15 protein-coding genes are annotated in these 13,569 nt (G+C 58.0%); 11 read left to right on the top strand and 4 right to left on the bottom strand.

The annotated features are described in order from the left end of the window. The first annotated feature begins 71 nt into the window (after nt 1-71). From IQ22_RS23150 to hutC (IQ22_RS07465), 10 genes are all read left to right on the top strand, one after another. A complete protein-coding gene (locus tag IQ22_RS23150; RefSeq protein WP_158635414.1) occupies nt 72-236 on the top strand; it encodes a hypothetical protein in 165 nt (54 codons plus the stop codon). Between the two features lie 68 nt (nt 237-304). Next, nucleotides 305-1,834, top strand: a complete 1,530-nt coding sequence (hutH, locus tag IQ22_RS07505; RefSeq protein ID WP_145140391.1) for a histidine ammonia-lyase — start codon at nt 305-307, stop codon at nt 1,832-1,834. An 84-nt stretch (nt 1,835-1,918) separates the two neighbouring features. Further along, nucleotides 1,919-3,115, top strand: a complete 1,197-nt coding sequence (locus IQ22_RS07500) for an alpha-hydroxy acid oxidase (RefSeq protein WP_145140388.1) — start codon at nt 1,919-1,921, stop codon at nt 3,113-3,115. Between the two features lie 5 nt (nt 3,116-3,120). Then, a complete protein-coding gene (locus tag IQ22_RS07495; protein WP_145140385.1) occupies nt 3,121-4,494 on the top strand; it encodes an FAD-binding oxidoreductase in 1,374 nt (457 codons plus the stop codon). A gap of 88 nt (nt 4,495-4,582) precedes the next feature. Continuing rightward, nucleotides 4,583-5,416 carry a transporter substrate-binding domain-containing protein gene (locus tag IQ22_RS07490; RefSeq protein ID WP_145140381.1) on the top strand — a complete coding sequence of 278 codons (834 nt, stop codon included), beginning with the start codon at nt 4,583-4,585 and terminating at the stop codon, nt 5,414-5,416. A 91-nt stretch (nt 5,417-5,507) separates the two neighbouring features. Next, the gene (locus tag IQ22_RS07485) at nt 5,508-6,167 is read left to right on the top strand and encodes an amino acid ABC transporter permease (protein WP_145140377.1); all 660 of its coding nucleotides are present in this window, start codon (nt 5,508-5,510) and stop codon (nt 6,165-6,167) included. Further along, nucleotides 6,164-6,835: an amino acid ABC transporter permease gene (locus IQ22_RS07480; RefSeq protein ID WP_145140375.1), complete on the top strand. Its 672-nt coding sequence runs from the start codon at nt 6,164-6,166 to the stop codon at nt 6,833-6,835. Before IQ22_RS07485 ends, IQ22_RS07480 begins: the two co-directional genes overlap by 4 nt. Before the next feature lie 15 nt (nt 6,836-6,850). Then, entirely contained in the window at nt 6,851-7,672 is an 822-nt protein-coding gene (locus IQ22_RS07475) for an amino acid ABC transporter ATP-binding protein (protein WP_145140372.1), read from the top strand. Further along, nucleotides 7,669-8,796 carry a histidinol-phosphate transaminase gene (gene hisC / locus IQ22_RS07470; protein ID WP_145140368.1) on the top strand — a complete coding sequence of 376 codons (1,128 nt, stop codon included), beginning with the start codon at nt 7,669-7,671 and terminating at the stop codon, nt 8,794-8,796. Before IQ22_RS07475 ends, hisC begins: the two co-directional genes overlap by 4 nt. A gap of 25 nt (nt 8,797-8,821) precedes the next feature. Continuing rightward, a complete protein-coding gene (gene hutC, locus IQ22_RS07465; RefSeq protein WP_145140365.1) occupies nt 8,822-9,562 on the top strand; it encodes a histidine utilization transcriptional repressor HutC in 741 nt (246 codons plus the stop codon). A 1-nt stretch (nt 9,563) separates the two neighbouring features. On the opposite strand, the gene IQ22_RS07460 is transcribed toward hutC (IQ22_RS07465), so the two are convergent. Further along, nucleotides 9,564-10,148 carry a HutD/Ves family protein gene (locus tag IQ22_RS07460; protein ID WP_145140362.1) on the bottom strand — a complete coding sequence of 195 codons (585 nt, stop codon included), beginning with the start codon at nt 10,146-10,148 and terminating at the stop codon, nt 9,564-9,566. After that, nucleotides 10,145-10,888: a histidine utilization transcriptional repressor HutC gene (gene hutC, locus IQ22_RS07455; RefSeq protein WP_145140359.1), complete on the bottom strand. Its 744-nt coding sequence runs from the start codon at nt 10,886-10,888 to the stop codon at nt 10,145-10,147. The genes IQ22_RS07460 and hutC (IQ22_RS07455) overlap by 4 nt, the downstream gene beginning before the upstream one ends. Before the next feature lie 94 nt (nt 10,889-10,982). Here hutC (IQ22_RS07455) and IQ22_RS07450 point away from each other — a divergent pair, with 94 nt between their 5' ends. After that, the gene (locus tag IQ22_RS07450) at nt 10,983-12,347 is read left to right on the top strand and encodes a formimidoylglutamate deiminase (protein ID WP_145140356.1); all 1,365 of its coding nucleotides are present in this window, start codon (nt 10,983-10,985) and stop codon (nt 12,345-12,347) included. On the opposite strand, the gene IQ22_RS07445 is transcribed toward IQ22_RS07450, so the two are convergent. Both IQ22_RS07445 and IQ22_RS07440 read right to left on the bottom strand, forming a co-directional pair. Next, nucleotides 12,348-13,139: a dioxygenase family protein gene (locus IQ22_RS07445; protein ID WP_145140353.1), complete on the bottom strand. Its 792-nt coding sequence runs from the start codon at nt 13,137-13,139 to the stop codon at nt 12,348-12,350. A 105-nt stretch (nt 13,140-13,244) separates the two neighbouring features. After that, nucleotides 13,245-13,550 carry a hypothetical protein gene (locus IQ22_RS07440; protein ID WP_145140350.1) on the bottom strand — a complete coding sequence of 102 codons (306 nt, stop codon included), beginning with the start codon at nt 13,548-13,550 and terminating at the stop codon, nt 13,245-13,247. Nucleotides 13,551-13,569: the final 19 nt, after the last annotated feature.

Genomic DNA, 13,569 nt, shown 5'->3' with positions numbered 1-13,569 from the left:
GCACAATGTATGCCGGTCATAACACTTGTGAACTTAACCTTTTAGCTACACGGAAAGAGGCGGAAAGCGCTTTGACTTTTGCGCTTCACTGGGGTTACCACTGCCTCGAAACTGGGCAGAAATGCTACAACGTGGTGCAACGTTACGTGACATTACCTGAGCGTACGATCCGTCTCGGCGCGTTGAAAAGCGCAGCAGAGACCACTTGTCAGGCGGCTGGCCTGGATATTGCCTGAACCTGTATATACAGGCATGTATATGAGCAATTAATACTCAGCGCCTGCCCATGAATACAGGACCTATCATGCACCCGACCCTTGCTATCCAGCCCGGCCAGTTCACGCTCGACCACCTTCGTGCGGTCTATCAACAACACGTTGCGATTACTCTTGACCCAGCGTGCCATGCAACTATCGACCAGAGCACTCAAACGGTTCGGAATATCATCGCCAGCGAACGCACCGTCTACGGTATCAATACCGGGTTCGGCCTGCTGGCGCGCACGTCGATTCCGACCGAATCCCTGGCTACCTTGCAGCGCAACCTGATCCTGTCCCATTGCACAGGAACCGGCCCCCTGCTGGACGACGCCAGTGTTGGTCTGATCATGGTGCTCAAGATCGGCTCCCTGGCGCGTGGCTTTTCCGGGGTAACGCGACGGGTCATCGAAGCGCTGATCGCTTTGTATAACGCCAAGGTATATCCCTGTATTCCGTCGCAGGGGTCGGTAGGTGCCTCGGGTGATCTTGCGCCGCTCGCGCACATGTCTTCCGTGCTGATCGGTGTCGGACAGGTCCGCCATGAGGGCCGCATCCTGAATGCCCAGGAAGGCTTGGCAATTGCCGGTCTCACCCCGATCACGCTGGGCCCAAAGGAAGGCCTGGCTCTTATCAACGGCACCCAGGTTTCCACCGCGCTGGCCCTGCGTGGCCTGTTTGCTGCTGAAAAGCTGTTTTCCGCCGCTGTTGTCGCCGGCTCGTTGAGCGTCGATGCCTTGAAAGGCTCGGACGTGCCGTTCGATCCGCGCATCCAGGCCGTACGCGGCCAGCCCGGCCAGATCGACGTAGCTGCCTTCTACCGTGATTTGTTGGCTAACAGTGAAATTCGTGAGTCCCATCGCAACTGCAAGCGTGTACAGGACCCCTACTCCCTACGCTGCCAGCCTCAGGTTATGGGTGCCTGCCTGGATCACCTGCGTTTCGCCGCGGGTGTGTTTCTGCGGGAAGCCAACGCCGTATCGGACAATCCCTTGGTGTTTTCTGCCGATGGCGACGTTCTTTCCGGTGGCAATTTCCACGCCGAACCGGTGGCCATGGCGGCCGACGTCCTGGCCCTCGCCATTTCGGAAATCGGTGCCCTGTCCGAGCGACGTACCGCGCAGTTAGTAGACCCGGCCCTCTCCGGCCTGCCAGCGTTTCTGGTGAAGGAAGGCGGCCTGAATTCCGGCTTCATGATTGCCCAGGTGACGGCCGCTGCCCTGGCCTCGGAAAACAAAACCCTGGCGCATCCCGCTTCCATCGACAGCCTGCCTACCTCGGCCAATCAGGAAGACCATGTTTCCATGGCAACGTTTGCTGCACGACGCCTACTCGACATGGCAGGTAACAGCTCAGCAGTTGTGGCTATCGAACTGCTCGGCGCTGCTCAAGGCATTGATTTACACGCACCGCTTAAAACCTCTACCAAACTTAACGAGGTTCTGACGATGATTCGCGAAGAGGTCCCGCATTATGACCAGGACCGCTATTTCGCACCCGATATTGCGGCAGCCCGAGCCTGGGTTGAAAACGGCGTATTTGCGCAATGGGTGCCTTTCGAACAGCTTTACACCTAAAGCTGCTCACTTCTTGCATGAAGCTACCTCTTTGGCCGCTTTGATTCAGGAGGCGAGCCCAGACAGGGAATAGGGGTGGAAAGGATGCGTCGCTACTACTCGGGCACTAATGTTCGCCGAGCCCACAGCATTGCCGAGCTGGCATCGCTGGCCCGGCGGCGCCTGCCACATTTCGTATGGGAATATTTGGACGGCGGTGCCGAAGATGAGATCACCCTACGCCGCAATCGTCACGCCTTTGCAGAGATCGGTCTGCGTCCGCAGACACTGATTCCCAGCGATGCACCGGATACCACGCGCCAGATCCTGGGCCAGCGCCAACCACTGCCTATAGCCATCGGCCCCACCGGCTACAACGCCATGCTCTATAAGGACGCCGATATTCATCTGGCTCGCGCAGCTACTGCCCGAGGCCTACCCTTTACCTTAAGTACTGTATCTACCAGCTCGCTGGAAGAAGTCACAGCGGCGGTACCAGGCGTGAATCTCTGGTTTCAACTGTATTGCCTGCGCGATCCTGCCATTCAGGATGATTTGCTCAAACGGGCCGATGCTGTCGGTTGTCGCACATTGCTACTGACCAGCGACGCCGTGCTGCTCGGCAAGCGTGAATGGGACAAGCGCAACTTCATCAAGCCGCGCCAACTCACCTGGCGCAACAAACTCGACGTACTCTGTCACCCCCGCTGGATCAGACAGACCCTCTGGCCGCACGGCATGCCTACGATGGGCAACCTCAACCCCTATCTACCGGCAGACCAGCGCAACGCCTCGGGCGCTGCGCACTTTATCGGCAACCACATGGATACCCGCCTCGACTGGCAGGCGCTCGCCCGGCTACGCGAGCGCTGGCCACATCGGCTGCTGCTCAAAGGCGTGCAGGACCCACGCGATGCCGTGCGCTGCGTCGAACTGGGCCTGGACGGACTTGTAATCACCAATCATGGCGGTCGTCAGTTGGACGGCTCACTGGCAGCGATCGATTGTGTAGCCGACATTGCAGCTGCCGTTCAGGGCAAGCTCTGTATCCTGCTCGACAGCGGTATCCGGCGCGGCACCGATATTCTAAAAGCCTGCGCCTTGGGTGCCGACGGCGTTCTGCTCGGGCGCGCCACACTTTACGGTGTTGCGGTCGGCGGTGAAGCGGGCGCAGGCCATGCCCTGGATATTTTGAGCGGTGAGCTGCGTCTTGCCCTGACACTGCTAGGCTGCCCTGCCCTTGAGGAGCTGGATGCCGATTGCCTCTTTCGTCAAAGCACTCCCTTTTTGATTACGAGTTAGTACACATGAACCTACTTGAGCAAACCTTGGCTACGCTGCGCTATATCCTCGACAGCAGCTCCATTGTTACCGGCGGCGCGATCAACCCGCGCCACCATACCGATTGGAGCCACTACGCGCCCGCCTGCCCGGGCATTCTGTTACTGCCGCGCACCACGGAAGAAGTCTCCAAAATGCTGCGTATCTGTAACACGCACAAACAACCAGTGGTTCCCCAAGGAGGCATGACTGGTCTGGCCGGCGGCGGCGTACCCCGTGCCGGCGATATTGCGCTGTCGCTGGAACGTATGGAAGGCATCGAGGAAATCGACCCGGCCGCTGCCACCATGACGGTACTTGCCGGCACCCGGCTGGAGACGATTCAGCAGGCCGCCGCCGAGGCCGGATTCCTGTTTCCCCTCAACCTGGGCGCTCGGGGCTCCTGCCAGATCGGCGGCAACATCGCTACCAACGCTGGCGGTAACTCGGTGATCCGCTATGGCATGACCCGTGATCTGGTGCTTGGCCTCGAGGTGGTGCTGGCCGATGGCCGAGTGCTGAATCTCATGAACAAGATGATGAAGAACAATACGGGTTATGACCTGAAACAGTGCTTCATCGGCTCCGAGGGCACATTAGGGGTCATTACCCGTGCCGTGCTCAAGCTGCATCCCTTGCCGGGCGATGTTACTACCGTACTGTGCGCACCCGCGGATTATTCCAGCGCCGTACGGCTGCTGCGTACTCTGCAACGCAAGGTCGGCACACCCCAGGCCTACGAAGTCATGTGGCCGGCATTCTACCGTCTGGGCGTGGATTGGTCGGGCCAGACGGCGCCCCTGCCGGACGACAAGCCCATTTATGTCCTGTTCGAATCCACTGGCTCGGCCGAGGCCCTCGAAGCCCTGCTGGCCGATGCTTTCGAAACCGGTGACATCACCGATGCGGTTATCGCCAGCTCCCATACGCAGGCACGCCAGCTCTGGAAAATCCGCGAAGCCACGGGTGAATTCCCGGTGCGCCTCAAGCCTCTGAACTTCGATATCAGCCTGCCGATTGGCGAGATCGACGCCTTTATCCAAGATTGCCAGCAGCACCTCGATAGCCGCTTCCCTGGCCACCACACGCTGTATTTCGGCCATATCGGCGACAGCAACCTGCATGTCACCGTAGACCTGAACTCCGTGCCTGAACCCGCGCCGGTCGAGGCACTCGATGAACTGGTCTATACCGCAGTCGGCGCCCGCAAAGGTTCGGTCTCAGCTGAGCACGGTATCGGTGCGCTCAAACGTGACTACCTGCACCATTCGGTTACGCCAGAAGCCTTGGAAGTCATGCGCCAACTCAAGCAGACCTTTGACCCGAACGGCATTCTCAACCCAGGAAAGGTACTTGGCTGAGCCGGTATATACCGGTCTGGCACAGTAACTGCTTGATCGTACGCGTTACCCAAGACCTTGCTGCACAAACAGATAAAGGAGCTTTCTAATGCAACGTACCATGCTGTTCGGCAAGACTTTGGGTGGACTGTGTGCCGCCGCGCTGTTCACCCTAAGCGCCTTGAATGCCCAGGCCGACCAATTGGAAGACGTTAAAAAATCCGGTGAGCTGGTTGTAGGCACCGAACTACAATTCGCACCGTTCGATTTCCTGGAAAACGGCAAGCAGCAAGGCTTGAACGCTGAACTGTTCAAGATTATCGGCGACGAGCTGGGCGTAAAGATTCGCTTCATCGACCTGCCTTGGCCTAGCGTGTTGCCCGGTTTGGAGGCCAAGAAGTTCGATATGGTGGCTGGCCCCATCATCGTTACCCAGGCACGCAAGGAGCGTTACGACTTTACCCTACCGATTGCCGAGTCCACCGTAGCCCTGCTCAAGCGCAGCAAGGATGAAAGCCTCGCCAAACCTGAAGACATTGCTGGCAAGGCCGTGGGTGCTGGCAAAGGCTCGGCACAACTGCAAGAACTAAAGAACTTTGCGGCAGGCCTGCCGGAAAAAGTGGCCATTCGTGAATATGTGGACAACAACCAGGCCTATGCTGACCTCGCGGCCGGCCGTATCGTCGCGGTCGCCAACTCGCTGCCCAACATCAGCTACGTCGCCTCCCAGCGCAACGTCTTCAAGGTCGTGGAACCGCCCTTCGGCAAGAAGTCCTACTTTGCTTACCTCGGCCGCAAGGATGCCGACTCGGAAAGCCTGATCGATGCCATCGACAAGATCCTGCTGAAAATGCACCAGGACGGCCGCCTCGCCGCCTTACAGAAGAAATGGCTGGGCATGGCGATGGAGGTTCCGACAACTGACTTCGAACCGGCGTGGTAACCCAGGCTTGACCGTGGACGAAGTCAGCCCCGCCTCCGGGCCCTGGCTTCGTCCCCTTCGTTGACCGTGCTTTTCCGCTCAAGGACTTCCAATGTTCGATTGGCCTACCCTAGTCGAAAGCCTGCCGCTTCTGGCGAAGAGCCTGCTCGTCACGCTGGAGTCGTCCCTGGCCGGATTGGGGATCGGTTTTGTCATAGGCGTACTTGTCTGCAGCCTACGCCTGTCACTGCATCCCCTGTGGCGCCGGTTGGGCGGTGCTTATATTTTCGTTTTTCGCGGCATTCCGCTGCTCGTGCAGTTGCTGTTTATCTATTACTTTTTGCCGCGTATCGGTCTGCCTAACGTCTCGCCACTGGCGGCGGCTATTACCGGTCTGTCCCTGGCTGCTGGCGCCTATATTGCCGAAATTCTGCGAGGAGGCTTTCTAGCCATTCCCGAAGGGCAGCTCGAAGCGGCTCACATGCTGGGCCTATCGCCACTTGATGTGTTGGTGCGCATACAAGTACCCCAGGCTGTCCGCCTGACCTTGCCTGCACTTATCAATGAAATGATCCTGCTAATCAAAGCCTCGTCGTTGATTTCTGTCGTAGGCCTGGCAGAGCTGACCCGCACCGCTCAGAACATTGCTGCCAGCAATTATCTATTCCTGCAGACATACCTGGTCCTCGCGCTGTTTTACTGCCTGATCAACATTCCGCTGGCCTGCGCCGGTGGCCTGCTGGAGCGCCGTTTGAAAAGGAGGCTGGCATGATCTTCGACCCCACCCTCATTACAGAGCGTTTGGGTGATATCAGTAACGGCCTTCTGGTTACCCTGGAAACCTGGTTCGCCGGTGTGGCCATGGGTGCAGCCATTGGCTTGCTCATCGCTGTGCTGCAGGTATTTGGCGGCGCCTGGCTACGTGCGCTACTCCGTCTCTATATCGAACTGATCCGCGCCACGCCTTTCCTGGTTCAGTTGTTTCTGCTCTATTACGGCGGGCCGTCCTTTGGTCTTGAACTGGAGGCGACAACAGCAGGCATCCTTGGTTTAGGCATCTATGGCAGCGTGTACTTTGCCGAGATCTTCCGCACCGGATTCGAATCGATTCCCAAGGGCCAGCTCGAAGCAGCAGACTGCCTTGGTATCACCCGCCTGCAATGCATATGGCGGATTCAGTTACCGCAGATGCTAGTACTTATTCTTCCTGCCCTGGTTAACCTCGTCACCATCCTCTGCAAGGAAACCGCAGTACTGTCCATCATCACGATACCGGAGCTGACCATGGTCATGACCGGCATCGGCTCGGAGACCTTTGCCTTCGTCGAAACACTGCTAGTGCTCTGCGTGGCCTATCTCGTCCTGATCGAGCTTAGCTCACGGCTGGGCCTGTTCCTGGAACGCCGGGTTGGTCGTTTTCTACAACGCCAAAGCACCTGACACGAGGAAACGCTTATGACCGTAACCAAAACCCACCGCCCTGCACTTGCATTACGGGGCGTTGGTAAACGCTTCGGCAGCAATCAGGTGCTGCACAATATCGATCTGGAAGTACAAAGCTCTGAGGTTGTCTGCTTGATCGGCCCGTCCGGCTCCGGCAAGAGCACCCTGCTGCGTAGCATGGCGTTTCTCGAAGAATATGACGACGGCGAGGTCTTTATCGAAGGCCAGCTGCTTGGCTGGGAACCCGGCTTGCCTCGTAAGCGCACGAGCCGTGCTCACCTAAACAAGGTACGTAGCACTATCGGCATGGTGTTCCAGCAGTTCAATCTGTGGCCACACATGAGTGTGCTGGGCAACGTAACCGAGGCCCTGATCCGAGTACGCAGGATTGCCTCCGGCGAGGCCCGGCAGCGTGGCCTCGCCATGCTGGAAAAAGTCGGACTGGCGCACAAGGCCGATGCCTACCCGGCCCAGCTCTCCGGTGGTCAGCAACAGCGCGTCGCTATCGCCCGGGCACTGGCTATGGAGCCTCATATCATGCTGTTTGACGAGCCCACTTCAGCCCTTGATCCAGAGCTGGTCGGTGAAGTGCTGCACGTCATGAAGCAACTCGCGGCCGACGGCATGACCATGGTAGTCGTGACCCATGAAATGGGGTTCGCTGCCCAGGTAGCCGACACGGTGGTATTCCTCGACCAGGGCCAGATCGTTGCCCGCGGTTCACCTCAGAAGCTGTTCCACATGACCCAACACCCACGGCTTCAGCAATTCCTACAGAACTACCTGGACCGCAACGCCTTTTGGCAGGACATGAAAGAAGAGGCTACCGCATGACCGGCCCCTTCGATCTGGGCACGCTGGCCCGAGTAGAAGTTCGCAGCCTGGCGAGCTACAACGCCGGGCTTTCCATCGAAGCCGTTCAACGCCGTTATGGCGTCTCGCGCATCGCCAAGCTTGGCAGTAACGAGAACCCACTCGGCCCATCTCCAGCTGTTGTTCAGGCTCTGGCTGATACTGCCACAACGTACGCGCTTTATCCGGATGCTGAATGCACCGAACTGCGTGCAGCATTAGCGACCCGTCTTGGCCTCGACGGCAAGCACCTGGTCTTTGGCAACGGGTCGGAAGACCTGCTTGGCATCATCAGCCGCGTTTTTCTCGATCATGGCGACGAAGTCGTTACCGTACTCCCCTCCTTCGGCCTGCATATCCTCTACCCCAAGGCCGCCGGTGCCGAGGTCCGGGGCGTGCCAATGAAGCCTGACAACACCTTTGACGTCGACGCCCTGCTCGCTGCGCTGACGCCCCACACCCGCCTGCTGATGTTCTCGAGCCCTTCAAACCCGGTGGGCTGCACTCTTAGTGCCAAAGAGCTGCAACGCATCTTGGACGCCCTGCCAAGGCACACCCTGCTGGTCTTCGACGAGGCGTATCATGAATATGCCAGACACGCTGAGGGCTACCCGGATTGCCTAACCCTGCTCGAGGCCAGCGGTAAACCGTATGTGCTGCTGCGCACCCTATCCAAGGCCTATGCCCTGGCCGGTTTGCGGGTCGGTTACGGTATTGTCAGCGACCCGCTCCTGGCCAACCTGATCGACCGCCTGCGTACACCCTTCAATGTCAACCGAGCCGCCCAGATTGCCGCCGTGGCAGCACTAGAAGACGAGGCTCACCTTAAAGCCGGTCTGGCCCTGATTACCCGCGAGCGTACACGCGTGGATCAGGCGCTCCGTAATATGGGCTTAAACCCAGCCCCTTCGCTGGCCAACTTCCTGTTCTTCTCGACGCCATACGAGGCAGATGTCATCAGCGAAGGCCTGCTTTGCCAGGGTGTTATCGTCAAGCCGTGGCGGGAGGTTGGCTATACCCGGTATGTGCGAGTCTCCATTGGCAGCCCGGAAGACAACGACCTATTCCTGCAGGCGTTGTCCCATGTACTGAACGACCTCAGTTAAAGCAGATGCCCGGAATTCATCTCCCATGAGCGACAAGAACGCGCCGCAAGCCCTGTACCGCAAAGCGAAGTCCTTTGTTGAAAGCAAGTTGCTCTCGGGCGAATGGAAACCGGGGGATCTCATTCCCTCGGAAAATCGCTTGGTTACGGAATTGGGCATGTCACGCATGACAGTTAACCGGGCGCTGCGTGAGCTGACCGCTGAAGGCCAGCTTATCCGGCTTTCCGGCGTTGGGACGTTTGTAGCGGACCGCAAACCGCAATCGAACCTGCTGATGATCGCAAATATCGCTGACGAGATAGCCGCCCGCGGTCACCGCTACAGCTGCGAAATCCTGGAGGCCTCCCGAGAAGCTGCCTCGATGCCCATAGCTGCCGCACTGCAACTGCCTACAGGCAGCTCCGTCTTTCATATCGTGTGCGTGCATTGTGAGGAAGGAACGCCGGTTCAACTGGAAGACCGCTACATCAATCCCGCCATGGCGCCAGACTTTCTCCAGCAACGTTTCGACGAGCACTTGCAGCCGTCCCAGTACTTGCTGCAACACGTGCCTGTCGACGAGATGGAGCATATTGTCGATGCGACGCTCCCTACGCCCGACGAGTGCAAGGCGCTGGACATTGATGCCACTGAACCCTGTCTGGTCCTGATGCGCCGCACCTGGGTCGCACGGCAAGCCGTGACCTACGTGCGCTTTCTTCATCCGTCCTCCCGCTACCGACTGGGGAGCCGCTTTCCGGTCAACGGCGGTAATCATGCACGCTGATTTACACCGGCGTCAGCTCGACCAAGCAACACGGAGCGGCATCGCTGGATGCCAGACTCAACGCCTTTAACCCTCCTGTACTCTTGATCAGCACGCAGTCCTGGGTATTGAGTACGGCGGACTCAGCATCCGCCTGAACGGTTACCGCCTCGCCCAGGCTTAAGACCAGAACCACTGCTGCCGAGGTATAAAAACCTACCGTATCCCGTACTGACAACCACTGGAGACGCGCCAGAAAACGGGCCGGATCGTAAATCAGGTTGAAGTCACGAATCGGGCCGTCTAGCAATGTGCAGTCCACAGTAGCACCACCGGAAAAAGCGAACGGATCGAGCGGCCGGAGCGGGCGTGAATGTTTTCCGTCTACCGCCAGGACCATACCCGCCCCTTCCAGAACCGTGATGATGCGCTGATAGCCAGTAAAAGCGGAAAAGCCGCCCGAAGCGCCAACATCCGCGATGGAAAATCGCCAGCCAAAGCCTTCGAGTCCTTTGCCACCATCGCAGGCGATCTCCAGCGTTGTTCCCGCTCCGTTCTTCCATCGCATGCGAGGATACTGTTTGCAGCGCAACACCTGAGCGCTCATGAACCGAAGCGCCCTTCTAGGCGATAACGTGAGCCGGGATAGATCAATCGCGCGCTGGTTACCGTCTGCCGACCCGACCAGGTGCGTCGCCGCATCAGGAGACACGGCTCGTTGCGTTCGATGTCCAACCATTCACACTCCTGTGCAGTAGCTAGAATTGCCTCCACCACATGCTCTCCTTCGCTTAACGGTGCAGCCTGGCTCAGGTAGTCATGAGGAGTGAGCTGAGTGAAATCCTGTGCCAGATAATCCGGTGCAAGGGTTGCATTCACGTAGCGATCCTCGATCTGCACCGGCACATCGTTTTCGTAATGCACCAGAATGGAATGAAATACCGACTGGCCTTCACGCACGTTCAGCAACGCCGCCTGCTCAGGGCTCGCCGCTTCCGATCGCAATACCTTTACCTCGGTACGATGGCGATGACCTCGGGAGGCAATCTCCTCAGCAATGCTATGCACTTCGAACAGGGCCGCCTGCCCTTTAGGTTCCGCCACAAAAGTCCCAACGCCCTGCATACGCACCAGTACACCGTCCGCCGTTAGCTCGCGCAATGCACGGTGCACCGTCATGCGGCTCACGCCTAGCTCGGCCACCAGCTCGCTTTCTGACGGAATCTTGTGATGAGGCGGCCAGTTACCGTTCTGGATCTGCTGAACGATAGTGTGCTTCACACGGGTATAGAGCGGCGCGGGCGCGGCCTCCAGTCCCTCTGGCAGATAGGCTGGCTTGATAGACATCAACAAATTCCTGGAGTCATAAGGTTTCAAGTTTACGTCGCGTGCATACGTCTGTATATGTATATACAACTTGGATTCTTATCAGGATATGCGCATGCCTGGATATTTTGCCGAACGTGCCCTACTGGCCCAAGGGTGGGCGCAGAACGTACGAATCGACGTTTCGGAAGACGGCATTATCAGACAGCTCACGCCTGATGCTCCGGCAGACCATGCGGAGCGGCTCAGAGGGCCTGTCTTGCCCGGCATGCCTAACCTGCATTCCCATGCCTTCCAGCGCGCCATGGCGGGTCTGGCAGAACTGGCAAGTAACCCCAGCGACAGCTTCTGGACGTGGCGTGACCTGATGTACACCCTGGTTGGTCGACTTGAGCCGGAGCATATCGAAACCATTGCCCAGCAGCTCTATATCGAGATGCTCAAGGGCGGTTACACAAGCGTTGCAGAATTTCATTACTTGCATCACGACCGGAACGGCCGCCCTTATGCAGACAAGGCCGAACTGGCGCTACGCCTGAGCCAGGCCGCTCATGACGTCGGCATAGGCCAGACGCTTCTGCCTGTCCTGTATTCGCATTCAGGTTTTGGTGGCCAGCCACCGGCGGACGGCCAACGGCGTTTCATCAACAGTAGCGACAGCTACCTGCGTCTGGTCGAGCAGCTACAGAGCGAACTCACTCAACGCCCAAGCCAACGCGTCGGCCTATGCTTCCACTCCCTGCGTGCAGTGACTGAGCAGCAGATCCATACGGTTCTGGCACAGGCCGGGATCGATACACCGATCCACATCCATATCGCCGAGCAGCAGAAGGAAGTCGACGACTGCCTGGCCTGGTCCGGTCGCCGACCGCTGCAATGGCTGTATGAACACGTCCCGGTCGATACCCGCTGGTGTCTGATTCATGCAACCCACGCCGAAACGGATGAAGTAGCACGCATGGCAGAAAGCGGTGCCGTTGCAGGGCTATGCCCCACTACGGAAGCCAATCTGGGCGACGGTATTTTTCCAGCGGTCAGCTATTTGTCTCAGCATGGCCGCCTGGGTATCGGCTCGGATAGCCACGTGTCTGTCAGCGTGGTGGAAGAGCTGCGTTGGCTCGAATACGGTCAGCGTTTGCGAGATGAACGACGTAATCGCCTTTATCGGACAGACCAGTCCAGTATAGGTCGTACCCTATATGAAGCCGCCCTGGCTGGCGGTACGCAGGCTCTTGGTCAACCTATCGGCGCGCTGGCTGTAGGTAAACGCGCCGACTGGCTGGTACTCGAAGGCACCGACCCCTATATCGCTACAGCCGAAGGGGATGCTCTGCTCAACCGCTGGTTGTTTGCCGGTCATGATCGGCAGATCAAGGATGTGATGGTTGCCGGCCGCTGGGTCATCCAGGACGGCCGGCATGCACTTGAAGAGCAGGCTGCGGCGCGCTTCGCTGATCTGCTGCGCAACGTTTTGCACTGATCAGGCGGCTTGTCGCGAAAAACTGTAGAGGTCCATAGCCAGAACCTGATAAGCGATCTCGCTAAAATGCACCTTCACATTATCGCCTGCGCCTTCGGCCGCTCCGAGCGCAACGAAAAGCGGTAACAAATGCTCGTCGCTGGGATGGGCACGAACGCTATCAGGCGCCTGCTGGCGATAATCCAGTAATGCAGCAATATCGCCTGCTCGCAGCCTTTCCTGAATCCAGCGTTGAAACGCAGTGACATAGGCTGGCGCCGCGCCTGTCTGTCGCCGGAAATCGCTTAGATTGTGGGTCAGACTGCCGGATCCGATCAGCAGGACGTCATCATCCAGCGCAGCCGTCAACGCCTGGCCTAACCGGTAGTGATAGCTCGGGTCCTGATGCTCGTCGATGGATACGTTCACCACAGGAATATCCACCTCCGGATACATGTAGCGCAACGGCACCCAGGCACCATGATCCAAACCGCGGCTCGGGTGGACACGCACCGGCCAATTCTGCGCCTGCAAGGTTTCGACTATGTGCATGGCCAATGCAGGGTCGCCAGGAGCGTCATAGCGCAGCTGATATAACTCTGGCGGAAAACCATAAAAGTCATGAATGGTGTCGTATTGTGCAGCCGTCCCGACTACCGGATACGGTGCCGAGAAATGAGCCGAGACTATTACAATCGCACGCGGTCTAGGTAGCGTATCGGCCAGGGCGCGCCAGGCCCTACCTGCCGATCCTGCATCCAGGGCCTCCATGGGCGAGCCATGGGAGACAAATACGGTAGGCAATCGAGTCATAACGATTTCCTCTCATCAGACGTTGGGGCCGTAGGCGATTTATCATGCCTTCATAAACCACTTACAAAAGCGCACTTCATCCTTCACACGCCTGATGGACCAGTGTCAAGTAAGAGGGATCAGTACCACTTCAACCCAGGTTTGATAATCAATACAGATTTCTAGTGTCTCGATAGTAGAGATCACTTGGGTGGTCTTGATATCCGGGTCGAACCGCTTGTTGATCAGATAGCTGATTCCGCCCTCCTCTACCAGCATGGCGACCATAATGGATTCGCTTTCGAAGTTGACGAGATGCTTGAATACCGTTTCGTAGATATCTTGCGTATGCCCTGAGGCCGGGGCATCAATCTCGACTTGGTAAATCACGCCTGCTTTCAAATAGCGATAGCTGATCGTTGAAAAGTGCATGGAAGAGATACGACAGAAA

The organism is Pseudomonas duriflava (genome assembly GCF_007830155.1).
In the GTDB taxonomy this organism is placed as follows: Bacteria; Pseudomonadota; Gammaproteobacteria; order Pseudomonadales; family Pseudomonadaceae; genus Chryseomonas; species Chryseomonas duriflava.
This window is presented reverse-complemented; position numbering and strand designations above follow the sequence as displayed.

What these genes read in the sequence shown, in the direction of transcription:
- hutH (WP_145140391.1), top strand. Translation starts at nt 305, where the DNA reads ATGCACCCGACCCTTGCTATCCAGCCCGGCCAGTTCACGCTCGACCAC.
- IQ22_RS07500 (WP_145140388.1), top strand. Translation starts at nt 1,919, where the DNA reads ATGCGTCGCTACTACTCGGGCACTAATGTTCGCCGAGCCCACAGCATT.
- IQ22_RS07495 (WP_145140385.1), top strand. Translation starts at nt 3,121, where the DNA reads ATGAACCTACTTGAGCAAACCTTGGCTACGCTGCGCTATATCCTCGAC.
- IQ22_RS07490 (WP_145140381.1), top strand. Translation starts at nt 4,583, where the DNA reads ATGCAACGTACCATGCTGTTCGGCAAGACTTTGGGTGGACTGTGTGCC.
- IQ22_RS07485 (WP_145140377.1), top strand. Translation starts at nt 5,508, where the DNA reads ATGTTCGATTGGCCTACCCTAGTCGAAAGCCTGCCGCTTCTGGCGAAG.
- IQ22_RS07480 (WP_145140375.1), top strand. Translation starts at nt 6,164, where the DNA reads ATGATCTTCGACCCCACCCTCATTACAGAGCGTTTGGGTGATATCAGT.
- IQ22_RS07475 (WP_145140372.1), top strand. Translation starts at nt 6,851, where the DNA reads ATGACCGTAACCAAAACCCACCGCCCTGCACTTGCATTACGGGGCGTT.
- hisC (WP_145140368.1), top strand. Translation starts at nt 7,669, where the DNA reads ATGACCGGCCCCTTCGATCTGGGCACGCTGGCCCGAGTAGAAGTTCGC.
- hutC (WP_145140365.1), top strand. Translation starts at nt 8,822, where the DNA reads ATGAGCGACAAGAACGCGCCGCAAGCCCTGTACCGCAAAGCGAAGTCC.
- IQ22_RS07460 (WP_145140362.1), bottom strand. Translation starts at nt 10,148, where the DNA reads ATGAGCGCTCAGGTGTTGCGCTGCAAACAGTATCCTCGCATGCGATGG.
- hutC (WP_145140359.1), bottom strand. Translation starts at nt 10,888, where the DNA reads ATGTCTATCAAGCCAGCCTATCTGCCAGAGGGACTGGAGGCCGCGCCC.
- IQ22_RS07450 (WP_145140356.1), top strand. Translation starts at nt 10,983, where the DNA reads ATGCCTGGATATTTTGCCGAACGTGCCCTACTGGCCCAAGGGTGGGCG.
- IQ22_RS07445 (WP_145140353.1), bottom strand. Translation starts at nt 13,139, where the DNA reads ATGACTCGATTGCCTACCGTATTTGTCTCCCATGGCTCGCCCATGGAG.
- IQ22_RS07440 (WP_145140350.1), bottom strand. Translation starts at nt 13,550, where the DNA reads ATGCACTTTTCAACGATCAGCTATCGCTATTTGAAAGCAGGCGTGATT.